This is a genomic window from Humibacter soli, from assembly GCF_054779035.1.
This window is the reverse complement of record NZ_BAAGYX010000002.1, coordinates 393774-417626: the sequence shown is the minus strand read 5'-3', so window position 1 is coordinate 417626 and position 23853 is coordinate 393774. Positions and strand designations below refer to the sequence as shown.

The window sequence follows — 23853 nt, the reverse complement described above, 5'->3', positions numbered from 1 at the left end:
GATTATGCACCCCCGCTGATCGATAGATCAAAGACAGATCGAAGAAGGGATTCACCGTGGAATCACCTCACAGCACCGTAGGTTCTACGTTCTCGAGGATCCCGTCGAGCGGCGTCAGCCGTCGGCGTTTCCTGCAGTTCGCAGCGGCCACCGCCGGAGTTGGAGCACTGGCCGCCTGCACCAGCGGTGGTGGGGGTGGCTCGGGCCCTGCGTCCGGCAACCTCAGCTACCTGTACTTCGGGAGCGCGACACTCAACAAAGCGGTCGAGCAGCAGTACGCCCCATTCGTGAAAGCGCACCCCAAGATCAACTTCAAAGCTGAGGGAGTGTCGTCCGACAGCTGGGCTGGTTTCGCCAATACTGTCGCCACCCGCATCGCCGGAGGCTCCGCACCGGATGTCATCGACATCGCCACCGAAGGCGTCGGGATCTTCCGGTCGAAGAAGCTCGTCGTAGACCTGGACAGCTACATCGACAAGAACAAGAAAGCGATCGACGAGTACTACAAGGACATGAACCCGGCACTGAAGGCACTCAGTGACAAGTTCGGGAACCCGGGCGGAACGAACTACTACATGCCTGGCGGGTACAACACGAACCTGCTCTACTGCAACACCGATGTGTTCAAGGCCGCAGGCGTCGAGCTTCCAGGCACTGACGATTGGACCTGGGACGACTTCACCGCTGCCGCGGAAAAGATCAAGGCGAAGACGGGCGCATACATCGCCCCATTCCTACCCAACCAGTTCCAGGAGATCATGCCGTGGCTCCTGACCAACGGCGCTGGCATCCTGAATGAGGACCAGACGAAATCGATCATCAATTCGCCTGCCGCGATCGAGGCGGCGGAGTACTGCAAGATGATGCATGACGCTGGATACGCACCCAACCCGGGCGGCACCTACGATCAGCCCACGCTCCTCGCACAGGGCAAGATAGCCTGCTACCCGGCCTCGAGGTCCGGCACAACGGACGTGAAGGCAGTCGGCATCACCGACAAAGTACAGATTGTGAAGTGGCCGAAGAAGACTCAGAACGGCTCGCCGATCGGGTGGGACAACTACCCGATTCTCACCTCGTCTACCAACAAGGACGCCGCGTGGGAATTCGTCCAGTACCTGACCACGAAGGAAGCGGCGCTCGCGTTGCTGAAGCTCGGCGGCACCAACGTGCCCGCTCGCGAATCCATCGCCAACAGCTCAGCATTCACGGAGGGAGCGCCCAAGGGCGTCGAGCTCTTCGCCCCCTCCGTCGAGTACGCCACGGCCGTCCCCGGTATTGCCAAGGGCGCGCTGTCCCAGACCGCAGTGCAGCAAACCTGGCTGCAGATCCTGCAGGGTGGCGTCTCCGCATCCGCCGGCCTGGCACAGCTGGACAAGACGATCAGCGGACTTCTCTGATCCAGCGATGACAAGCTCCATTTCAAAGACCCCCGTGGCCGCTCGCAATGTGGGGCGACCACGGGGGTACCGGCAGCCAGCTTGGCTGGGTTACGCGTTCATCAGCCCGGCCGGTGTCCTGTTCCTGACCTTTATCGTCGGTCCGTTTATCGCCGCGATCGCCTTGTCCTTCTTCAGTTGGGATCTACTCACCCCAGCTGAACCGGCAGGGTTGACCAATTTCGCAAAGCTCTTCAGCGACAGTGTTCTCCTACAGTCTCTCGGCAACACGTTCATCTTCGCGATCTCCTCAGTCGTCCTCCATGTCGGAGTCGGGCTCCTCCTCGCGCTCGCCCTCAACCGTGCCATGAACCGGGCGCTCTCCTACTTCGTGAAGACGACGCTGTTCTTCCCACTGCTCATCTCCTGGGCCGCGGTGGCGCTGCTTTGGAAGTACGTGCTGGATCCGACCTTCGGTTACTTCGCCTACTACCTGAAGTTCATCGGCATTCAGACTCCCGCGTTCTTCACTGACCCGCACTGGGCGCTTCCGGCGATCATCGGTGTCGACTTCTGGCACACGATCGGCTACACATTGATCATCCTGCTGGCTGGCCTACAGACCGTGCCGGGCGAACTGATCGAAGCCGCACACACCGATGGCGCGGGACCAGTGCGAACATTCTTCAACGTGACCCTGCCGCTCATGTCACCGACGATCTTCTTTGCAACTGTCATCACGTTCATCCAGGCGTTCCAGATCTTTGACCCAATGCAGATCATCACTCAGGGTGGCCCCAGCAATAAGACGCTGTCAATCGTTCAGTATCTCTACCAGTCCGCGTTTCAGTCATTCAACGTCGGTTACGCGTCAGCCATCGCGATCCTCGTCTTCGTGATCGTCATGGCCGTCACGGCGCTGCAGTTCTGGGCGTCTCGCAGATGGGTCTACCAGCAATGACCGCGAATCACCTCAGCGCTCGTCCGACCGCATCTGGCGGTGGCGCCCAGGATGACGTCCGATCCTCGGCTTCCAAGCGGCGACGACGACGGTCGCTGCGCACTGGATCCCTCGTTCTCGACATCGTCCTACTCATCATGGGCATCGTCATGTTCTCGCCCATCGTGTGGTTGATCTCGCAAAGCCTGACTGAGGCTAAGTTCGCATTCCAGCTTCCACCGAACTGGATCCCCATCCCCTTCACCCTCAACAACTTCGCTCAAGTCTTCCCCCTCGTGCCATTCGGGCAGATGGCTGCCAACAGCGTCATCGTGGCAACTCTGAGCACCGCCGGCGCGTTGCTGACCTCGATCCTGGCCGCCTACGCGTTCTCGCGCCTCCCGTTCCGCGGTCGTGAGTTCATCTTCATCGCCCTGCTCTCTGCGCTCATGGTCCCCGTGCAGCTCACAGTGATCCCCGTGTTCATCATCATGCGCAACCTGCACCTAGTCGACACGCTCGCCGCGCTCATCCTCCCCGCGCTCATCAACGTGTTCGCCATCTTCTTCCTGCGGCAATACTTCAACACCATCCCGCGCGAACTAGACGAGGCAGCACGCATCGATGGCGCCGGTCACCTGTGGATCTTGTTCCGCATGATCGTCCCGCTTTCAGGACCCGCCATCTCCGCGGTGATCATCATCCTTTTCCAACTCTCGTGGAACGACTACTTCAATCCGTTGATCTTCATCAGCAGCCAACAGAATATGACCCTCCCGCTCGGCCTGGTCTCGCTACAAGGAGGCGCCGCCCCCGGCCCTGTCGTCGTCGTCTTCGCCGCGGTGACGATGGTCGTCGTGCCAGTGCTGGTGCTGTTTCTTGTCTTCCAGCGACAGTTTGTCGCCAGCGTCGCCTCAAGCGGGATCCGCGGATGAGTACCACACACCCGGCGGAAGCGACGAACCCGGTCATCCAGATGCTGCGCGCCATCTGGTGGAATCTGCCGCTGCTACTCATTACCGGCAGTGCGGTTTCGGCGGCGGCGATAATCACCGAGCTACTTACCCCCGGTATCACGCCTTTAGCCTGCATAGCCTGGGCAGTGATCGTCGGTCCACTCTTCGCCGTGCTGCAGGCACAGATGAACGACATCGCCCTCGGATGCCACGTTCGGCCCACCTCCCTTCTGCGGTATTTTCGCCGATACGCGCTTCTGGGTATGGGAACCTGGGCGGCACCCGCGCTCAGCGCAGCGGTCGGATTGCTGGCGCTCCAGTGGTGGATCGTGGATCGGGCCGTGATCACACTCGCCCCTCTGATCGTCTCCTCCACGGTGTTCGCGCTCACCCTCCTGGGCGCAATCGCGTCGCTCACCCTGGGCATCAGTAACAAAAACCTCCGCGGAATGGCCCTGTTCCTCTACGCGCTCCACATCGTGGCTCGAAGGCCGATACCGGTCGTCGCCGTCGTGGCCGTGATGGGCCTCGGGTTCTGGGCAGCTACATCGATCTCCGCGTCCTTTCTCCTGCTCGTGCCAGTGCCTGTGGCCGCCGTCAGTTACGCCGCGGTGTGGACCTCCGCCAGCGCGATCGGAATAGTGCCCAGGCGAACCGGCCTCTCGCACTCAGCCTGACCGCTGCGCCAGGAGCCGGACATGAACCATCGACGCCTGCATCTCGCAGGCAGATAGGACCACCGATGTCTCTCAACCTTGCCGATCGATGGGTGTGGGACTCCTGGCTCACCACAGACCGGGGCGAATACCATCTCTTCTTCCTCCATGCACCCCGCAACCCCGTCGATCCCGAGCGAAGGCACCGCCAAGCGCAGATCGGGCATGCGGTGTCCCAAGACCTCACTCACTGGGAAGAGGTCGCACCCGTCATCACGCCGGGCGAACCCGACGACTTCGACGCCGGTGCGACCTGGACAGGCAGCGTCGTCGCTGACGGCCACGGCTGGACACTGTTCTACACCGGCAGCGTCTTTCCCGACCCGGCGGCCGGCATCAGCATCCAGACCATTGGAACCGCAACGACCACCGATCTCGCGACATGGCAGAAGCAGTCCGCGCCTCGGATATCGGCAGATCCCCGCTGGTACGAGACCCGCGAAACCAGCGCCCAGCACGGAGAGGCATGGCGCGACCCCTGGGTATTCAAGGACCCTTCGGACGGGCAATGGCACATGCTGGTCACCGCCCGAGCGAACAGCGGCCACGACCCGCTCGATCGAGGCGTTATCGCGCACGCCACCTCCGCTGACCTTGCCGCCTGGACCGTGCACGAACCTCTCACCTCTCCCGGCGCGGGCTTTTTCCATCTCGAAGTCCCCAACATCGCCACGATTGAGGGCCGCAAGGTTCTCCTCTTCTCGTGCTTCTCGCACCAGCTCGCCGGGAAACGTCTCTCCGACAGCGACCAGGGCGGCATCTGGGCCATCAACCTCGAAAACGGGCTGGAGGCGATCGACGCGTCCACGGCCTATCTCCTCGTGGCCGAGACGTACTACTGCGGGCACGTCGCGACTGCACCGAACGGTCAGGCCGTCTTGATCGCATTCGAGGCGACCCACCCCGACGGCACCTTCCACGGCACCATCTCCGATCCCCTCCCCCTTTCGTGGTCCGAAACCGGGCACCTAACCGTGAGCGAGCCAGCATGACTGCACTCAACGTCCTCTTTATCGGCGGCACCGGCATCATCAGCCGATGGTGCGCACAGCAAGCCGTTGCCGCCGGCATGAATGTCGACATCATCACCCGTGCAAAGGGCCGACCCATCCCCGACGGCGTCAGGGCCCTCGAAGGAGACATCGCCGACGAGGAGTCGATTGCACGCCTCATCGCCGGCACGTATTACGACGTCGTCATCGACTGGCTCGTCTTCGAACCAGAACACGTCTACCGCGATCACAGACTCTTCGCTGACAAGACCAGGCAATACGTCTTCATCAGCTCCGCGTCCGCCTACCAGACACCGCCCGAACGTCTACCGATCACCGAGCGCACCCCGCTCAGCAACCCCTACTGGGCCTACTCGCGAGCGAAGATCGAATGTGAAACCGCTCTTGCCAGCCTTGCCAGTACCGGCTTCCCCGTGACCGTGGTTCGCCCGTCGCACACCTACGACCACACCATGGTTCCGTTCGACGGCGGGTGGACCGTGGTCGACCGCATGCGCCGAGGCCAGCCCATCATCATCCCCGGCGACGGCACATCACTTTGGACGATGACCCATAGCCGCGACTTCGCTGTCGGCTTCACTGGCCTCCTCGGCAACCCTCGGGCGATCGGCGAAACGTTCCACATCACCTCCGACGATCCGATGACCTGGAACCACATCTACGCATCCATCGCAAACGCAGCAGGCGTCGAACCCGACTTCATCCACGTCGCATCCGACGCCATCGCCGCCGCCCATCCCGAATGGGGAGCAGCATTGCTAGGCGACAAATCCCAATCCATGATCTTCGACAACACCAAGATCAAAGAGCTAGTACCCGCCTTCGCGGGCCGATGCACGGACTTCACCAGCGCAGCACAGGAAATCATCAACTGGCATGACGCAGACCCCGGACGCAAGGCCATCGATCCATCAATCGACCAGGCGATGGACGCACTGGCGATCGCGTACCGGCCGCGCAGCCTCAGAATCCCAACGGAGGCAAGCAGATGAAGTACGCCACTCTGGGAAACTCTGGCGCTGTCGTCTCGGACAAGGCGCTCGGCACGATGACATTCGGGTCGGTCACTGACGAAGACGAAGCGCGCAAGCAGCTCGACCTCTTCCTCAGTGTTGGCGGCACCCTCATCGAGACTGCGGACGTCTACAACGACGGTGCGGCCGAAAGCATCATCGGTCGCTGGCTCCACGGTCTCGAACCCCTCGACAAATCCCGGGTCTTTCTCGCGTCCAAGGGACGCTTCCCTGTCGGCGTCGACCCCCGGGACGCCGGCCTCTCACGCCGCCACCTCGCACGCGCGCTCGACGCATCCCTCCACAGGCTCAATGTTGACCACATCGACCTGTACCAGTTGCACGCGTGGGACCCGCTCACTCCCCTCGAGGAAAGCCTCGGCTTCCTCGACGACGCGATCGCCGCAGGCAAAGTCAGCTACGCAGGACTTTCGAACTTCACGGGCTGGCAGATCCAGGCCGCAGCTGATCTTGCGCGCGGTCGCTTTCCGCTGATCTCGATGCAACCCCAGTACAACCTTCTCGTCCGGGAGGTCGAATGGGAGATCCTGCCCGCGTGTGCGCACAACGGTCTCGGCGTCCTTCCTTGGTCTCCGCTCGGTGGCGGCTGGCTATCAGGGAAGTACTCCCTCGAGATGGCACCACCCAAATCGACGCGTTTGGGCGACAATCCCGACGGCGACGGGATGGAGGCCTGGCATCGCCGCAACCAGCTGCGTCGTACCCGGGAAGTGCTCAAGGCACTCAAATCCATTGCGAAGCAGACCGGCGCGACCACGGCGCAAGTCGCCCTGGCCTGGCTCGCATCACAACATCAGGTAACCTCCATCATCCTCGGCGCGCGAACCGTTGCCCAAGTGCAGGAAAACCTGTCTGCCGACGACTCATTACTCGCGGAGGAGCATCGAACAATGCTTGATCAGGCCAGCGATCCAGAAGCCTCTGACTACCCCTACGGCCACCCTGGAATCGAGCAGCGCCAGAGGACCATCTAGCCTCCAGGCAGTCCGTCGGCGGTGGGAAGGTCTTTTCCGGTCTGGTTTCCCTGGGCGTTCAGCGGCTCCAGCGAGCCCGCCTAGCGGCGCAACCGCCAAGTCCGCGGACGGCGCATGTCGTTTCAGCAAGTCACGACGAGGAAACTGCTCGTCACAGACGGGGGGCGAATGGCTTTAGGTCAGCGCTACGCGTCATCCCAAACAGGGCGCTTGCTCAACTGAAGACGGCGTGTGTAGATACACACGCCGCGAGAGGGTCGCGCGTTGGCTCCGCCGCGCGAGCCCTGATCTGCGCCGACCGAGCATGACGGATTCCTAGACGGTGGACCCCGGGCACGGATTCCGGGGTCCACCGGTCAGATTCCTACTTCGTTGCGGCCTTGGCGAAGAGGAGGTAGGCGGATGCCGTCCAGGTGTAGGCGCGGTCGCGCAGTCCTTCACCTGTGATGGCATCGAAGTTCTCGGCGAAGCCGGATTCCTCGCAGAGTCGTAGGAATCGTGTTCTCACGGCATCGGCGAGTTCGATGTGGCCGGCGCGTCGCAGCCCATCCTCGACAAGCACTGTGGAGGGCGCCCAGATGGGTCCTCGCCAATAACCGTCGGGTTCGTAGTCTTCTGACTCGACTGGTTCAGTGGCGACGCCGTGTGTGGTGAGGTGACCGCTAATGCCATTGGCTAGTGTCGCCGACACTGCGTCGTCCAGGGATTCGCCGAGCACGATGGGCAGGAGGGTGAGCAGGCTCCGTCGTTTGGCTTCTCGGCCAGTGAACGGCGCAACCGCGACGTAGCCGTCATCTCGCCAGAGAGCGTCAAGTCCGGCGGCGACCTCGCTCGCCGCCGCCGACCAGTGTTGCCCCTCCGCGTGTAAGGCATCCGCGCGCTCCGAATGCTGATCGGCGAGTTCGTGTGCGAGGGAAGAGAGGACGCGGAGTTGGATGAGAAGGAAGGCGGCCAGGTCCGGCGACTCGATCACCCGATCGTGGTCGAAGGTAGTGGCGTTGTCCCATCCGCTGTCATTGCCGTGCTGATAGTGCGGCAGAGCGTGTCCGATCACGCGTCGTGAGTCGAGCCAGAACGAGCTCCACGCGGAGAGCCGTCGGTAGATCTCATCTAGTTCGGGCTGCAAAATGTCATCTGCGAGCGCGGCGCGCAAGTGTGCGAACGCCCAGCCGTGGATCGGCGGCTTGACATAGTTGTAAAGCACCTCCGAATGAGTAAGAGAATCGGGCAGGGCACCCGACTCCGTCTGGTGGTCGAAGGGCAGCATGAACTGGTCAAGGGCGAGACGTGGGGCGCCGCCGGCGAGGGCGAGGGCGTTGAAGCAGTGATCCCAGCTCCAGACCTTGTCCATCCAATGCTTGGACATCAGCACCCCCTCGCGACCGAGGAACCCAGCGGGCCGCACGGTGGCGGACCACAGCACGTACACGGCGGCAACGGTCGCGGTCATGGCGGGTGTACGCCACGGCGCCACTTGGTCCAAAAACGCGTCGAACTCGGCGACGACGACCTCGCGACTTTGATCGAAGGCGAACCCCGCAAGGTAGGGCACGCGTGAGGTCTCGTACTCCTCGACGACGACCTCCCAACTCTCACCACTTGTCTCGACCCAGCGATCCGCGGCCCCGAGGGCTTCCGATCCCGTGACGATAAGGTCGCCCTCAAGAGCTGTTATGCGGTATCGGCGGCCAGTTTCGTATGAGGTGTAGACGGGTGACCCGTCTACAGGGTCGGTGAAGAGGTATGTCCCCGTAAACGGAGTGAGCTCGGTCGAGGCCTCTGCGAACCGCATACCGAGGCCTCGACCACGGAAGCGGACACGATCGACGGTTTCGAAGACCGCCTCGACCATGCCCCTCGCGCTCTGCCATCGCAGCGTAGACGGCGTGGCAGTGACGACAGTCTCCGCGGGCGCAGCGCCGTGCCGTGGGGTGAGGCGGAGCACGGCGTGCATTCCCGTGAGGTGGGAGACCACATGGATGTCGGGTTCGATGCGGTGCAGAGCGACAACGGGCGACAGGTTGAGCCAGGAGCCCCGGCGGCTGAACGGGATCGACCGAACGTCGAAGGTAGGTTCGTCGCCCACATCTGTGCCGGGTGCCGTGCCTTGTCGCTCGGCGGTCTGGTCGAAGGAGGTCATGGATGCCTTTCAGTCCTTGACGGCGCCGGCGGTGACGCCGGCAGCGACGTACTTCTGTGCGATCACGAGGAGGACCGCGGCAGGAATGGATGCCACGACGGCGGTGGCCATGATCGCGTTCCACTCCTGGTTGTTGTTGCCGATGTAGGCGTAGATGCCGAGAGTGATGGGCTGCAGCGCTCCTCCGCCGTCGAGGGTGTTGGCGAACAGGAAGTCCGACCACGCCCATAGGAAGCTGAACAGCGAGACCGTGACGATCGAGTTACGGCTTACAGGGAGTACTACGGAGCGGAAGGTGCGCCACGCGCCGGCTCCGTCGATTCGGGCCGCTTGCAGCAGCTCTTCTGGAATTCCCGCCATGAATGCGGAGAAGATCAGCACGCCGAACGGTACGGCGATCGTCGAGTCGGCGATGATCAGGCCGACCACGTTTCCCAGTAGCCCGAGCTTGATGTAGATGGCGTAGAACCCGATCGACATGATGATCGCCGGGATCATCTGCGCGATCAGCAGCACGAAGTTCAGCGTGCCTCGGCCGCGAGGCCGCAGCTTCGCGAGAGAGTACGCGGCGGGCGCCGAGATCACCAACGTCAAGAGCACAGTGCCGAGCCCGATGAGAAGGCTCGTGCCCAGGTAGGGCAGCTGCTGTTGCAGTACGACGGTGTAGCCCTTCAAGGTGCCGTCGATGGGGATGAGATTCGGCGGACTCTTCCGCATGTTCTCGGTCCTTGTAAGCGACACGTTGATCATCCAGTAGACCGGGAAGAGCATGATCGCGGTGAGGACGATGCCGGTAGCCGTCTGCCACCAGGAGCGGCGGTGGGTCATCAGATCTCCAATCTGCGCTGGAGCCGCGCATACACGACACCGAAGATGACTGCGATGACGATGCCCGGCCAACAGCGCCTTACTCGACAATGCGGTCGTGTCGTAGCCGGTGCGCTGAACGGTGACACCGCTCTCGGTACCGCACTTCTCGACCAACTTCGCCCACGCCGAAGAGTTGTCGTATTGCGGGTAGGGGTCCCAGAAGGTGTAGGTGCCCCCTGCTTTCGCCGTCGAAGCACCGCTCGATGAACTACTGCACCCAGCAAGGGCGGCCACAGCCAGGCCAGCGGCCAGAATGGTCGCGCCGACGGCACGGACTTTGCGGATCTTGTCCACGATATTTCCTCTCTGAAATGTGACTTGCAGGGCGGCGTTGGTCCGTGCGCACGCCGTGATGACCGTCAGACAGCTCGGGTGCTGCCTCGGTCGGTGATCTCCGGTGCGACGAGTCCGAGCACGTGGTCCAGATGGGCCTCAGGCTCGGCCAAACGATCGACCAGAGCTTGGACCGCGCTGCGGCCCAAGGTGTCCGGCGACGACTCGACCGCTGTGTAAGGCAGCGAGAAGAGTCGGCCGAAGTCTTCGGAATAGATGCCCACGACCGAGAGATCATCGGGCACCCGCAACCCACGAGAGTGCAGCACCGACGGGAGCGCTGCGATCGCGGCATCGTTGTGCACGATCACCGCGGTCGCCTCGGGGCGCTCGTCCAGAATGCGATGGAGCTGCTCATTCAGCCCGGGCTGTTGGGTCTGGCCAGGGTAGGAGAAGACCCGGACGCCGTGACGTGACGCCCGCTCAAGTGCGGCGTCACGGAACCGCCAGGCATACGCATAACCACGCTCATACACGTGCTCATTCGGAGTCACGAGGATAACCTCCCGGTGACCCAACGCGGCGAGGTGGTCAACGAGCATCCGCGCCGACTCAGCGAAGTCGAGGTCGAACACGTCGAAACCCTCCGGACTACGCGGCAGACCCACCATCGCTCCGGGCTGACGGATGCTGCGCAGCACAGGCAATCTGATGTCCTCGTGGGCGACGTTCAACAACACGACCCCGTCTACCATGTTCGACTGCGCGATGCGTTGCAGCGCGTGCGGGCCATCAGCCTCCGTGACGAAGAGAGTGTCGTAACCCGCCGAACGTGCCGCATCGGTGATCGGCAACACGTACTGCAACATGGCCGGCGAGAACTCGTCGGGCAAGAACTGCACGAACAGACCAAGCACATGAGTCTGAGACGACGCCAACGCTCGAGCACCGGCGTTCGGCGCAAAACCAAGCTCGGCGATCGCTTTCTCAATCCGATCTCGGGTCTCTTGTGAGATAGGTCGTTTCCCCGAGAGCGCATACGACACCGTGCTCATCGAAACACCGGCGAGCCGTGCAACGTCCGCGCTGGTCACCACGGGGAACCTCCTCATCGAAGCGCTTGGTCAATGTGCATAGTCGAAGCGCATAGTCGAAGCGCGTCGACGAGAGTGTATGCACATACAGGACCGGATCGCAACAGGCATCGGATCACCCCTGTAATTTCAGCATTTCCGGGGAGGTGCGGAATGTCCGCCGAATCATCGCACTCGTGAACCGGTGGTGTCGAAGCGCATCACCTCGACGCTTGACGGCTGCTTGAGGAGCGGCTAGCGTGCACCTCAGGCACCCGCGAAGGCGACCTCCGCGAGACACGATTTCGCCGTCGCCCAGCCGTGTGCCGTCGCTGAAGTGAGCCACGTGCTCACGCACCTGACTGCACGGAATGTCGAGGATCCTGCCCTCCGGCCGACAGCGAATGTCCGCCAAGCGCGCACGTCCGACGCATGGTCATGGTCACGCGAAGGTGTCATCGATGAAGACCCTTCAAGTGACTCCCTGAATCATGTGCCGTGCCCCCTGCACGGTGCGTTCCAGACAACGGAGATCAATGATGTCTCAAGAAAAATCAAGGCCGGATCCGCTTTGGTTGGGCCGTGCGCGACCTGGCGGGTCCGCGACCGATGGCGACCAGATACGCTCTCATGCACGTTTGCGAGCCAAGGGGCGCCGCACGTTGAAGGCATGCGCAGCCCTGGGCGCGACGGTGCTGGCAGCGGCCGGGCTTTCGTTTGTCGCCGTTCCGGCGCAAGCGGCGCCCAGCGCATCGAACACGCTCACGGTGCATGCAGACGAGCCGTTCCGCGCCGTCACCCATGTCGCTAGCGGCTCTCTCTATGGCCTTGCAACGGCGACGACTCCATCGGATTCACTCGTCGAGCCGATCAAGCCGAGCGAGTTCGTCCTGAAGCCTGCCGGGGGCACTCAACAGCCGACCGGCGACATCCTGCAAGTGGACCCGGAAGCGGAGAAGGCGGGCGCGAAGGTCGTCGACCGGCTCTCGGACTACTACCCAGGATGGCCATACCAGTTCAGCTGGGCCAACTGGTTCAACGTCGTCGACCAGCAGATAGCTCAGGTAAAGGCTTCCGGTATCACGAATCTCGCGGCGTACGCGCTGTGGAATGAGCCCGACAATACGTGGCTGTCCCAGAACGGGACTTTCGAGGACTTCTGGACGAAGACCTACAACGAGGTACGGCGCTTGGACCCGACGACGCCGATCCAAGGACCGAGCGAGTCGGACAACATCAATGACATGCAGAACTTCCTGCAGAACGCAGTGGCAACCAATACGGTGCCGGACATCCTGGCGTGGCATGAGCTAGAGAACTCGGGCAAGATCGTCAGCGATATCGCCAAGGTCGAGGGGTATGAGAAGGCGCTGGGCATTGGCCCGCTCCCGATCGACATCGAAGAATATGCCGCGCCGGCACAGGTGGGTATCCCCGGTCAGTTGGTGGGATATCTCGCGAAGTTCGAGAGGCTTGGCGTACAGAATGCGGAACTCGCGTTCTGGAACCAGTCCGGAGCACTCGGCGACCTCCTTACCGGCCAAGGCGGGAAGCCGAATGGTGCGTACTGGCTATACACCTGGTATGCGGACATGAGCGGCGACATGGTCACCTCCACGCCACCATCGACGACTGGGACGTTTGACGCCGCGGCTTCTATCACCAGTGACAAGAAGGAACTGGACGTCATCACAGGTGGTTCCACCGGAGCGACCACGATCAACATCGCCGGGCTGGACAAGACGAGCTTGGGCAGCGCGGTGAATGTGAAGCTCGAGTACACGCCGTCGCACGGGCGCACCACAGCGGTGGCAGGGCCGACGACGATCTCGAATGTGACGTACAAGGTCGGAGCTGATGGATCGATCAACGTGCCCATTGTGATGAATCCCGACTACGGGTACCACATCGTCGTCACACCGGCCACGTCTACGCAGTCGACCCTGGCGGGCATCTACACGATCACCAACGTCAACAGCGGACTCGCCCTGGATACTGCTGGTGATTCGTCCTCCTCGGGGACTCTGGTGAATCAGGCCACGGCGGCCGGCAGCACGACACAGACGTGGAAGCTGGTGGACGCTGGCAGTGGCCTCTACAAGATCCAGAATGCTGAAAGCGGTCTGGACCTTGGCATCCAGAACCAATCGACTACCAACGGTGCACCGGTAGTGGAGTGGAGTGACGATGCGGGAACCGACGATCACCTGTGGCAGCCGATCCCTGACGGCAACGGCAACTACCGCTTCGCGAACTACGGCACCGGCCTAGTGCTCGCCGTGGACGGGATGAGTAAGGCTGATGGGGCCCAGGTGGAGCAATGGACGGACGGAAGCCCGACCATCGCATGCACGGCGGCTGGTGCGAGGCAGCCTGGCAAGATCGGCACGGCTCTGTCGTTCTGTGGCACCAACGCCTATGTGAAGATGCCCACGGGCGTCGTGAAGTCGCTGACCGGGGACTACACAGTGTCGGCTTGGGTCAACCCGGCAAGCAACGCGACCTGGTCGCGTGTGTTCGACATCGGCACGGGCACCAACGCATACATGTTCCTTACGCTCACGGCGGGAAGCGGACTTCGCTACGCGATCACGACAAGCGGCGCCGGCGGTGAGCAGCAGATCAACGCCACCAACACCCTGCCACTCAACCAGTGGTCACTTGTCACGGTAACCGTTGCCAATGGGACGGGGACGTTGTATGTCAATGGGAATGCTGTCGGCACGAAGTCGAACATGACTGCCAGCCCTTCGTCATTCGGGGCGAGCGCCAACAACTACATCGGCAAGTCTCAGTACGGCGGCGATCCTGCCCTGAACGCTACGGTCGACGACTTCAACATCTACGACCGAGCCCTGTCCGCGACTGACGTGCAGACGCTGGCTTCGGGACAGGCCGGAGCCGGGGACGTCGTCCACTACGCGTTCGATGAGTCCGGCGGCGGCGCGACTGTGGTCGACTCCTCCGGTACGGGCCAGAACGGCACCATTGTCAACGGCACGCAGACCACGACAACGGATAGCACTGACGCGGCCACCGCCGACCACTTCTGGACGCTGCACGCTGTCACCGCTCCTGGAGCACCGACAGCAGCCGCAGCCCTCGACAAGGACGCAACGTCAATCGACGTCACGTGGTCGGCGCCAGGATCCAACGGCGGCACCGCGATCACCGGATACAAGGTGTACCGCGTCGGCGTATCGGACCCCGTGGCTACCGTAGGTGCTGACGCGACGACGGCGCAGATAACGGGAGTCTGGCCCGGGGATACAGCCACATTCACGGTAAAAGCCGTGAACCTGGCCGGCGTAAGCCCCGACTCGGCGCAGACCAATTCGGTCACCATCCCGGACGGCGCGTCCAGTGCCCCCGGCAAGGCTGTGCTCTCGGACGACAACGGATGGGACACAGGGCTTCAGGACGGTTCCTACAACGTAACGATGAACCTGTGGTGGGGTGAAACGGGCTCGGTCTTCAAGCTGTACGAGAACGGCAAACCGATCGCGACGAAGAAGCTCACATTCAACGGAGTGGGCGCGCAGACCGTCACGGTACCTGTCAGTGGCAATATCAATGGCACCTACGTGTACAGCGGTGAACTCATCAACAGCAAGGGGACAACGGCTACGGGCAACGACACTGTCAAAGTGACCCAGGCCAACCCCGCAAAACCGGTCCTGAGTTCCAACGCGAAGAGCGGGGCGAGTTCCTACACCATCACAGCCAACCTGTGGTGGGGAACCAACGCCACCTCCTACACGTTCTACAAGGACGGAGTTGCCGTCGGTCAAGGCACCCTGAAGTCCGACACACCGAACGCTCAAACAGCGACACTGCAGGTGAGCGGAATGGCGGCAGGTACTTACACCTACACCGTCGGCTTCACGAACGCTGCGGGCACGACTACCAGCGACCCCCTGACCGTCAAGGTCACCGGCTAGCACCACACCTGGTTCGGGGTGGGCGCCACTCGCCCACCCCGAACTGACGTCTATTTGTAGTCCGTTCTTCAGATATTGCCCCGCCGCATGGTCGAGGCTGAACGCCGATCAACGACGGCCGCCGAGCGAATGAACCCCTGTCTCTGGCTCGTTCGCACCCTTCCCTGCTATCGCACCAACACGCCACGGTAGCTCCTGCCGCGGAGCTCGACACGAAAACGGTACGGGACTTCCACGCCAGGCGGAGCGGCTAGCCCATATCGCTCCCAACTTGTCTGTGCCAACGATTATTGGCCGCCACGTTCCATTCCCGATCCGCTGACCATGAACCGGGACAAACACGTTGCGGCACGATGAGGAGCGCCTTCGCGGCGGTCGTATCCGCCGCCTCCCCAGATTCTCGCTAGCTGACTTTGCCCTCCAGACACGTGCAAGGGTGCTCCAACTGCAACGCGAGCTCGAAGCTCTCGGTACTCCCCTTCGGACGAAGCGTTCCTCGGAAGGGAGTCAGCTAGGACACGACGGACCGGACTGCCGATGAGGTTGATCGGACTGAGGATTGCGACAGGGCCAACTGACACGAAGGACACAGGTCGGTCAGATGAAGGGACGTGGTATTGGAATAGATTTTGGCAATGCACGCAGGCACTTTGCAGTGAGAGGCGTACTCTGGTGGGGTGCGTGGGGGTGTTGCACGGTGGAAGCGTGGGCTTGCTTCGCAGGGAGTGAAGCAAGCGGTCGCGTATGCCTTCGGCGGGGTCTGTGACGCGACACTGACCGCGAAAGATGCTGCTGGGGTGATCGCCGCAGCCGACTACGCGGATGCGGCGATGACCCGGTACATCTGTGAGAACGGGTCGATCCGTGATGATCTGTTGACCCGGCAGCAGCTGCGGGCGTGGGTGGATGGTGTCGATCCGCTCACCGGTGAACGGCGGGGCCGTGACTTGGAGTCTCCGGTGGCGGATCTGGTGTTGGATGCGACGGTGAACGCCCCGAAGTCGTTCTCCATCGCCGCCCTGTTGGACCCTGAGTTGAATGCGGCGTATGAGGATCTGCAGGACCGGGTACGGGATCGCATCATCCACCTCTGGCAAACCGAGCTCAACGCTAGGCGCGGTGCCGGTGGGCTGATCCGTGAGGATCTCGCGAGGGTTGAGGTCGTTGAGTTGAAGCATGAACGGTCCAGGTCGTTGGACCCGCATAAGCACCGTCATCTGTGGCTGAGCGTGAAGGTGCAGGGCAGGGATGGCCGGTGGTCGAATCTGGACACGCGGGTGGCATTGCGGTTCCAGAACGTCGTGAATGCCGAGGGTGATCTGGCCGCACGGACTGATCCTGCGTGGCTTGATGCGCTGGCGGCCAAGGGGTTCACATTGAACGCGGACGGAGAGGTCGAGCAGCTCGCACATTTGGTGCGGCCGTTGTCGAAGCGGTCGGCTCAGATCGAACAGAACCGTGCCGAACGGTTGGAATGGTGGCGCTCCCAGCATCCCGGTGAGGAAGCATCACGAGATGTATTGACCCAGATTGACCGGTGGGCGTGGGCCACCGGCCGTCCGAACAAACCCCGCGAATTGGATGAGGACAGTTGGGCGGCCATTGTCCGCGATGAGATCCATACAGTCGACGCCGCGGCGGTCGTCCGGCCGGCGGTCGCACGGAGCGGTGTTGCGTTGGCGGACGTTGATCTGGATTTGGTGGCCGCGCGAGCAGTCGTGGATGCGGATGACCGGTCCACGGGAACTGGTGGCCGTTTCAGTGTTTTCGATGTCCGCGCCGGCGTTCTCCGTGCGTTGGCGACCGCCGGTATTGTCAGCGATCGAGCACCTCTTGATGCGGTTATTGCCGAGCTCGTCGAGCAGGCGGTGGCCGCGCACACGGTCCAGCTCCTCGACGAGGACGGCGTCCCCAACCACGTGAAGCATCTCGTGGCCACGCAGACCGCGATCGCGAAGAACTCGCTTGCGCGGCAACTTGAGGTCGTCCCCGCCGATGGCGTCGAAGCTTCCTTTGAGGACATCACCAAGCTCGCCGGCGTGCTCGACCCAGACAAGCAGCTGGACGAGGGTCAGGTTGCCGGCGCGGCCACTATCGCCGGTAGCCATGGGATCGCGACGATCATTGGGGCCGCCGGCACGGGGAAGACCACGATGTTGAAAGTGGCCGCGGCCGCGTTGCGGCTGCAAGGCCGGCGCATGGTGCTCGTCGCTCCGACGAAGAAGGCCGCGAGCGTAGCCGGGCGTGAGACTGGCGCTGACTCATCTTCGCTTCATCAGCTTCTCCACGACTACGGATGGCGTTGGCCTGAAGACAAAGCAGGGCGGACGAATTGGATCCGACTGTCCGTTGGCGAGATCGATCCGGCGACAGCGCAGCCGTACATCGGGCCTAGTCACCATGTTGTACGCGTTGAAGACCGCATTGTGGTCGATGAGGCGGGGATGCTCGAGCTGGATGCGGCGAACGCACTTGTCGCGCTTGTCCGCGAGACAGGGGCAGGTCTCATCGCGGTCGGCGACCCGAACCAAGCCCTTCCTGTTGGCCACTCAGGCGCCATGGAACTCATCCGGCGCAATAGTGCTGGCCGTGTTGAGCTTGTCGATATTCATCGGTTCAAGGACGCTTCCTGGGCCGAGTTCACACGCAGACTGCGAAGGGCCCGGGGCGCAGATGAACGCGAGAAGGTCGCCGAAGATCTCATCGAGTCGGGACACGTCCAACTGGTTTCCAGCACGTTGGAGGCTCAGCGTGCGATGGTCGACGCTTGGGTCCAGGCGGCGAACCGTCACGAGACCATCTCGCTCGTCACCGCCACGCATGCCGAGGCGCAGCAGGTCAGCGAGGCCATCCAGAGCCGTCGCATCCAGGACGGCTCGCTGCGCACCGACCGGACAGCGGCCGGCCAGGACGGACAGTTGCTGCTGGAAGGTGATTTCGTCCAGACTCGCCGCAATGATTCGAGAACGGGCGTCGAGAACAGACAGAACTGGGTCATCGCGCAGATCACCGGCGATGCCATCGTGCTCGCTTCAACAACCGACTCCACCCAGGTGCGCAGGATCGACCCCGGCTACGCAGCGCACCACCTCCACCTGGGTTACGCCTCCACCGTCTACGGGGCTCAGGGCGAAACCACCGATAGATCACTGGTCGGCCCCGGCGTCGACGCTGCCGGTCTCTATGTCGGACTGACCCGTGGCCGACGCGACAACAATGTCATCCTCACGACACCAACGACACGCGCCGCGAAGACCGAACTCGTCGACATGCTCCGACGCGGCAGCGTTGAAGCCACGATGGATGCATCGCGGGAAGCAGCAAGGGTCGAGCTGAGCAGGGCGGCCTCCTCGCACCAGGCCGGCTCGTTGGTGACCGCGCCTGCAGTACGACGAGATGGACCCCACATCTAGGGAAGGTGGTAGCCGCGACAGACGGGGACCGCCGTCTGATTCGTGGCTTCGATGTCGCCGTTCTCTGGATCGAACATGATGACCGCGATCCCGGCCTGATCCGCGGCCCGGCCCGCATTCGGAAGGCAACCGCCAGAGTGAAAGATCACGCAGCGTCGACCATCAGCCGAAGCCAAGGCCATGCCCCTCTCGACCAGTGGGAGCCCGATGTTCCCTTGCTTGTTGTCTACCAACGCGACATAGTGCGAACTGAAAAGATCACAGACTGAAGCCACACGACCGACGGCCTCCACCGCGTCAGTCTCGCCGAGATACACCATCCACTGACGGCACAGCGCAACCGCCTCACTGTCGGAGACACCGTCGCGTCGCGGGGCTGGGCGTTCGCCAATCACGGAAGAATCATCCCCCATGGGAGCGACACGTGCTCCCGCGGCCCGCATGCGGTGCTGTGATAGATCTCTACAGGCTCTTCGATTCCGGCGCGAGCCCAGCCGGACGTTGACGTTGGTCAAAGATGGCAGTCTCAATGCGACGACGCCGCCTTCCGATCGCGGCGCGTCACCCCGTCTGGAATTAGACCTGCTCGATCGTGGCACCCGACCTGTGACTGTAGACCGCGGCGAAGGGTCGCGCTGGTAGTCTCCTCTTCCCATCAGAATTGAGTCCGAGCGCCGACCCCACTTCGATATCAGGACCATCCCAAGCGGATTGCCCAGCCTCGAAATGGGGCTTGCCGCATATGGTGACCATCCACGAGTATCCATCAGAAGCCGAGTTCAGGAACTGAGGGACCAATGGCCGGGACGACCGCGAAGACACTGCTTGAAATCCACAAGGACCCGGAGTGGAGACAGCGCTTCATAGAGGTCGTCGACCTTATGGACCTCCTGGCCGACTGCATCATACCGGACAAGTATTCGGTGACGAGTGCAGTCACGACCTCGATCGCACTCACGGATGCCGGACGTGACATGAAGGGCCGCCTCATCCGCCAAGAGGAAGTGCCTGGCCTGGAGGCCCATCTTATGTGCGCTCTCACTCTCGGCCACGACCAACTGTTTGTCGACGTCGCCAACACCGATATATCTAAGCTTGTTAGCGCCATCTCAGATCAAATCGCAGCCGGGAAAGTCCGCTTTCCCTTCCTTTTCGGAAATGATCTGTACGACTACTTCGCGGCCACGTTCGAGGTTGAAAAGGACCTGCTAACTAATGAGGAAACGATCGAACTCCTGGATTCGATACCACCCGGGGTCTTTCAGTATGGACGCTTTGTGGTGGGCCCTTCAGGTGTACGGACGAGCGAGTATCGGAGAACTCTGAGGTCAACACGGCGAGTTCCAGCTTTCCATTGTGACGACCCGGTGTGTAGAAAGTTGCACTCCGTAATTCTCAGCACTGGGCACAATGCGGCGATCAACGCCGAACGCGGCAAGTTTGAGCGACTTCTCCGAAACCTCCCGAATGAGCCTTCCGAATGGGCCGGACTTGCAGACGAGATCGGGCGTGTCAATGAAAGCTATTTTGGCAATAGCTGGACCGCCCCAATTGTGACCCTTGTCGGCGATTGTCTAAGCAACCCGGAGTTGGAATTACTCCACGAGTACCTAGGAGCTGATAGAGCGATACCCAGCTTCACCACACGTGAGGCGTTTCTCGAGGAAATGCTCGTCCAGTTTGACGATGTCACCGTGAGCGCGGCACTGGATGTGCTCGTGCGCCGAGGTACGATCGCTGTTCCCCCTGGTGAGGTCCGGCGTCCGGTCTCGACTGAACATCTGAGGGCAGGAGCGTTCAGACTCCAACCTCAGCTTGGTACGAACGGAGTGCGGTTCGTGTCGGGGGATCCTGGCCTTCCGATCCTTCGCGAACGCGAATTGTTCCGCCAGATCTATCTGGAGGCCGGAGACGATCAGCGCAAAGAGCTCGGATGGCAATTGCGGGGCATCGACGGAGTGTCACTCGAAGTACGTCTCGACGAATACCTTCGCTCTCAAGCCCCTGGGGAGGCCCTAACCCGACTCGTCCTTTCGGGGCACGCTAGCGCGAATGCCGCTAGCGAACTCGTCGGAGCGGGAGACTTTGAAGGGGCGACCGACGATCAGATCATTTCGAGGCTCCTCTGGAAGCTCGGGTTTGATGACCGCGATCCCGAGGACCTCCACTCTGAATTCTGGCGACAACACGAAAAGGTAGTTGCAGCTGTGCAGAGTTGGCTCGGAACTGGCCCTGACGACGCTGCCGACTTCAAGGGCAAGGCCTCCGCGTACTTCTCCGAGCTTGAAGGTCGACTCGAAGACTCCTTAGCCTTCGCCACGTGGGCTCTGTTGCATGACCACTCAGCGTCACCCCGACCGTTTAACTACACGCCAGACCTGGACCGCCCCGCCGGGCTTGAACTTCTCGATCGCTACGTGAGGTCGGAACACGCGACTGCGCCTGGCGAGAAGCTTCGATTTAACGGGGTCCTCACGATGTACCCACTCATGCGCGGTTTCGGTGTGTTAGCAGCAGTTCTCGAGGGCGTCAAAACAAAGAAAGCTGACTACCAACGACCCGAATCCGAGTTTCCCATATACGCGACGGCCACTGAACTTCAGAAGTTCCCGTTCGCCGCTAGGCTTCCTTTTCTTGATATCTCGGATCACAGCCAGATCCGGATCATCAGTGGATTTCGCCGCATCGAACAGGTGCTGCGCGAGGCAAATATTTACCAAGTTCGGAACGATTTCTCTCACTATCGGCGCACGTCTCCAGAGGTCGCCCAGATGGCGCAGACTTTGGAAGCGGTAGCGCAAGCAATTCGGTTGATCGAGAATCTAGGGTTCGGTTTGAATCTTTTCACTCCAGGTGGAGAAACAACTGACCGCTGGGGCAGACGCACTGTACAGTTCCTGGGGCCACGGAGTCTCGAGCACACCGTCAGTCGCCCTTCCAGTCTTCAATGGGCGGGACTCCCAGACCTTACCCGAAATCAGCTCCTTGTCCGTGCAGCGGCTTTCGAAGATGGCAACGAGGTCCTCCGCTTTGAGCGCGGCTACAGTAGCGAGTTTTCGAACATGTGGGCCAATTACCCCCGCCCACGACGCGCCACAACTCGAATGGCCGAGACCTCAAGGCTGAGCGAATCGCGGGGTGCAACCTCTTCGTAGGCCCCGTAGCATTGGGAGGCACATAAATAAACAACCAAAAGATGCGCATCGACATTTGCGGTAGATCCTGCGTATCGCCCGATCCCCTCTGTCTCGCCAGGTCGGCGCTGGGACGCGCTGCGAGAAATCGGACGCCCCAAGTGCCGTCATCTAGCACGAAAAGCCCGTCCTGATCCGGATGACCGCTCGGCGGCCGGCTGAGTGGAGGAAGCCGGCCCGTGGCCTGGCGGTGGAGCGCCAAATACCTCCGCAAAGCGTCCAGCCGCCGTTCTGGTCACTTGTACGCATCGCTGCCATTCGGCGTGCAATGGTTCACGGATCGCTGAATTGGTTGAGTTCGCCCGAGTCATCATTTTCCTGAACACCGCAAGCTGCTGCCGTTCGGCAGTCATGTATTCACGTAGGGCGTCGACGTGCGAGACATCTTCGTTGCTGAGGATGGCGCACGCTCGCGCCGTGAACTCCATTACTTCCCACAACAGATCTTGAATATCCTGCCAACGACCATCTACCCAGATCGCAAGACTGACGGGCACGTCTTCCAGCCCGGCGCGGCGAATTCTTTGCTTTGACCTGTACGCTACAAATTCGACACCATTCTCGATTCGAGGTAGGGGGTCGATCCAATCGAGCCAATACTCATTTGTTCCCATCGGCGGCTCGATATTCATGAAGAGCATCACAAATTCCGGGTCCGGGATCGCTGCGAGTTCTAATGGTCTGCGATGCCTGTCATGATTGTATACTGTGTGAAACCAAGCCATTATTGGGTCGCCCGTAGCAAAAGGCTGGATTGCCCGAAGCTCGTCGCGCTGCGCGGTCGTCAAGGCTCTGATATGAGGCTGACCTGCCATTGAGCGCCAGCCGGCCTCAGTCGAAGCGATCGGGAAGTGGGTGCGGCTCTCCTGACTAGGGGTAAGCGAGGGATTCGCTTGCGATGTCGCAACATTGAACATGGCAATCTCAAGTACTGATCCTGCTGCCCCAAGGATATCGTGGAGTTCTTCGTCCCACCCGTCGGGCGCCGGCACTCCACGCACTCCGTACCGGTAGATCACGCGCCTGTCGCCGTCGAGAACTGGCACACCCCGCACCACGACTTGATTGTGGTGATATGCCGCCGCCACGCTGATGAACCGAAGACTGTCCCGGACGACTCGTGCGAGTCTCTTTTCCCAGACTGGCTCCACATGCGTACTGGCCAAGTCAGCCTCCGATTCTGAATGGCGGCGTCGGGCGCCTGCTGCCGAAGATGGCAATCAGAATGCTTTCACATCCTGCAACCAACGACTAAGGCTCGAGTCCAACCGTCAAGCATCGAATGACAGCGCCGGGTAGCCGTTGATGGAGGCAGCGTATCTGTGCGGCCCTGCAGTGTGTCGGCCTGGCGGTTTTGAGCCGGCGTGTGTGCATTGTGGGTTATCACGTGTTCGTCGGGCATGGGGTGGGCGAGCCGGTCGGCCGCCCACCCCACCCAATGTCCTCTCGTGCGGGATCTATCGTGTGAGGCCTGCCGGCTCGGCGCCGGCTGCTGGGATGGGTGTGGGCCCGGTCTGTTCGATGGCCGGGCCGTCAGCTTTTGGGGCTCGCCGGTCCAAGTGGGCCGTGGTGTAGCGGAGGGAGGGGCCGACAGCGTCGGCAATGATTTCGGTCGAGGTGCGGGATTCTTGGCTGTTCTCGTCGACCCAGTGCCGGAATTCGAGGTTGCCGCTGACGAGGACGGCGTCGCCCTTGCTCAGACTGTCGCGCACGTGTTCGGCTGTGCGGCCGAACACGGTGGTGCGGTGGTACTGGACGCCTGCGTCGACCCATTGGCCGTCTTGGAGCTTGCGGTCGGTGACGGCGACGGTGAACCTGGCGTACTTGACCCCGTTCTCGGTCTGGGTGAAGTCGGGGTTGGCGGTGATGTTGCCTTCGATGGTGATCGGGATCTTCGACATGGTGTTTTCCTTTCCTGACGGCGCTCTTGTGTGGAG

16 protein-coding genes are annotated in these 23853 nt (G+C 61.8%); 10 read left to right on the top strand and 6 right to left on the bottom strand.

The features are described from left to right. Positions 1-56: 56 nt before the first annotated feature. The 7 genes from ACYVDN_RS15025 (at position 57) to ACYVDN_RS14995 (ending at position 7012) form a co-directional block, all read left to right on the top strand. Positions 57-1400, top strand: a complete 1344-nt coding sequence (locus ACYVDN_RS15025) for an extracellular solute-binding protein (RefSeq protein ID WP_460572990.1) — start codon at positions 57-59, stop codon at positions 1398-1400. A gap of 7 nt (positions 1401-1407) precedes the next feature. Continuing rightward, positions 1408-2340 carry a carbohydrate ABC transporter permease gene (locus tag ACYVDN_RS15020; RefSeq protein ID WP_460572989.1) on the top strand — a complete coding sequence of 311 codons (933 nt, stop codon included), beginning with the start codon at positions 1408-1410 and terminating at the stop codon, positions 2338-2340. Next, on the top strand, positions 2337-3254 hold the full coding sequence (locus ACYVDN_RS15015) for a carbohydrate ABC transporter permease (RefSeq protein ID WP_460572988.1): 918 nt from the start codon (positions 2337-2339) through the stop codon (positions 3252-3254). The genes ACYVDN_RS15020 and ACYVDN_RS15015 overlap by 4 nt, the downstream gene beginning before the upstream one ends. Next, on the top strand, positions 3251-3952 hold the full coding sequence (locus tag ACYVDN_RS15010) for a hypothetical protein (RefSeq protein WP_460572987.1): 702 nt from the start codon (positions 3251-3253) through the stop codon (positions 3950-3952). Before ACYVDN_RS15015 ends, ACYVDN_RS15010 begins: the two co-directional genes overlap by 4 nt. 65 nt (positions 3953-4017) lie before the next feature. Next, on the top strand, positions 4018-4983 hold the full coding sequence (locus tag ACYVDN_RS15005) for a glycoside hydrolase family protein (RefSeq protein WP_460572986.1): 966 nt from the start codon (positions 4018-4020) through the stop codon (positions 4981-4983). Further along, positions 4941-5996 carry an NAD-dependent epimerase/dehydratase family protein gene (locus ACYVDN_RS15000; RefSeq protein ID WP_460572985.1) on the top strand — a complete coding sequence of 352 codons (1056 nt, stop codon included), beginning with the start codon at positions 4941-4943 and terminating at the stop codon, positions 5994-5996. Before ACYVDN_RS15005 ends, ACYVDN_RS15000 begins: the two co-directional genes overlap by 43 nt. Then, positions 5993-7012 carry an aldo/keto reductase gene (locus tag ACYVDN_RS14995; protein ID WP_460572984.1) on the top strand — a complete coding sequence of 340 codons (1020 nt, stop codon included), beginning with the start codon at positions 5993-5995 and terminating at the stop codon, positions 7010-7012. The genes ACYVDN_RS15000 and ACYVDN_RS14995 overlap by 4 nt, the downstream gene beginning before the upstream one ends. A gap of 364 nt (positions 7013-7376) precedes the next feature. Here ACYVDN_RS14995 and ACYVDN_RS14990 read toward each other — a convergent pair whose 3' ends face one another. The 3 genes from ACYVDN_RS14990 to ACYVDN_RS14980 form a co-directional block, all read right to left on the bottom strand. Further along, positions 7377-9152 carry an amylo-alpha-1,6-glucosidase gene (locus tag ACYVDN_RS14990; protein WP_460572983.1) on the bottom strand — a complete coding sequence of 592 codons (1776 nt, stop codon included), beginning with the start codon at positions 9150-9152 and terminating at the stop codon, positions 7377-7379. Between the two features lie 9 nt (positions 9153-9161). After that, the gene (locus ACYVDN_RS14985) at positions 9162-9980 is read right to left on the bottom strand and encodes a carbohydrate ABC transporter permease (protein WP_460572982.1); all 819 of its coding nucleotides are present in this window, start codon (positions 9978-9980) and stop codon (positions 9162-9164) included. Between the two features lie 401 nt (positions 9981-10381). Continuing rightward, complete coding sequence (locus ACYVDN_RS14980; RefSeq protein WP_460572981.1) at positions 10382-11392, bottom strand: LacI family DNA-binding transcriptional regulator; 1011 nt, start codon at positions 11390-11392, stop codon at positions 10382-10384. 638 nt (positions 11393-12030) lie between these two features. Between ACYVDN_RS14980 and ACYVDN_RS14975 the strand changes: the two genes are divergently transcribed. Together ACYVDN_RS14975 and ACYVDN_RS14970 are read left to right on the top strand one after the other, a co-directional pair. Continuing rightward, the gene (locus ACYVDN_RS14975; RefSeq protein ID WP_460572980.1) at positions 12031-15309 is read left to right on the top strand and encodes a LamG-like jellyroll fold domain-containing protein; all 3279 of its coding nucleotides are present in this window, start codon (positions 12031-12033) and stop codon (positions 15307-15309) included. Positions 15310-16034: 725 nt separating this feature from the next. Continuing rightward, positions 16035-18722, top strand: coding sequence for an AAA family ATPase (locus ACYVDN_RS14970; protein WP_460572979.1), 2688 nt, complete (start codon positions 16035-16037; stop codon positions 18720-18722). Here the strand turns inward: ACYVDN_RS14970 and ACYVDN_RS14965 are convergent. Further along, a complete protein-coding gene (locus ACYVDN_RS14965; RefSeq protein ID WP_460572978.1) occupies positions 18719-19117 on the bottom strand; it encodes a hypothetical protein in 399 nt (132 codons plus the stop codon). The genes ACYVDN_RS14970 and ACYVDN_RS14965 overlap by 4 nt on opposite strands. A 402-nt stretch (positions 19118-19519) precedes the next feature. Between ACYVDN_RS14965 and ACYVDN_RS14960 the strand changes: the two genes are divergently transcribed. Continuing rightward, entirely contained in the window at positions 19520-21877 is a 2358-nt protein-coding gene (locus ACYVDN_RS14960) for a hypothetical protein (protein ID WP_460572977.1), read from the top strand. Between the two features lie 146 nt (positions 21878-22023). On the opposite strand, the gene ACYVDN_RS14955 is transcribed toward ACYVDN_RS14960, so the two are convergent. Further along, positions 22024-23004, bottom strand: a complete 981-nt coding sequence (locus ACYVDN_RS14955; RefSeq protein WP_460572976.1) for a hypothetical protein — start codon at positions 23002-23004, stop codon at positions 22024-22026. A gap of 369 nt (positions 23005-23373) precedes the next feature. Then, complete coding sequence (locus ACYVDN_RS14950) at positions 23374-23817, bottom strand: single-stranded DNA-binding protein (protein ID WP_460572975.1); 444 nt, start codon at positions 23815-23817, stop codon at positions 23374-23376. Positions 23818-23853 lie beyond the last annotated feature (36 nt).

Coding starts and splice junctions, on each gene's coding strand:
- ACYVDN_RS15020 (WP_460572989.1), top strand. CDS start 1,408: ATGACAAGCTCCATTTCAAAGACCCCCGTGGCCGCTCGCAATGTGGGG.
- ACYVDN_RS15015 (WP_460572988.1), top strand. CDS start 2,337: ATGACCGCGAATCACCTCAGCGCTCGTCCGACCGCATCTGGCGGTGGC.
- ACYVDN_RS15010 (WP_460572987.1), top strand. CDS start 3,251: ATGAGTACCACACACCCGGCGGAAGCGACGAACCCGGTCATCCAGATG.
- ACYVDN_RS15005 (WP_460572986.1), top strand. CDS start 4,018: ATGTCTCTCAACCTTGCCGATCGATGGGTGTGGGACTCCTGGCTCACC.
- ACYVDN_RS14995 (WP_460572984.1), top strand. CDS start 5,993: ATGAAGTACGCCACTCTGGGAAACTCTGGCGCTGTCGTCTCGGACAAG.
- ACYVDN_RS14990 (WP_460572983.1), bottom strand. CDS start 9,152: ATGACCTCCTTCGACCAGACCGCCGAGCGACAAGGCACGGCACCCGGC.
- ACYVDN_RS14985 (WP_460572982.1), bottom strand. CDS start 9,980: ATGACCCACCGCCGCTCCTGGTGGCAGACGGCTACCGGCATCGTCCTC.
- ACYVDN_RS14960 (WP_460572977.1), top strand. CDS start 19,520: ATGGCCGGGACGACCGCGAAGACACTGCTTGAAATCCACAAGGACCCG.
- ACYVDN_RS14950 (WP_460572975.1), bottom strand. CDS start 23,817: ATGTCGAAGATCCCGATCACCATCGAAGGCAACATCACCGCCAACCCC.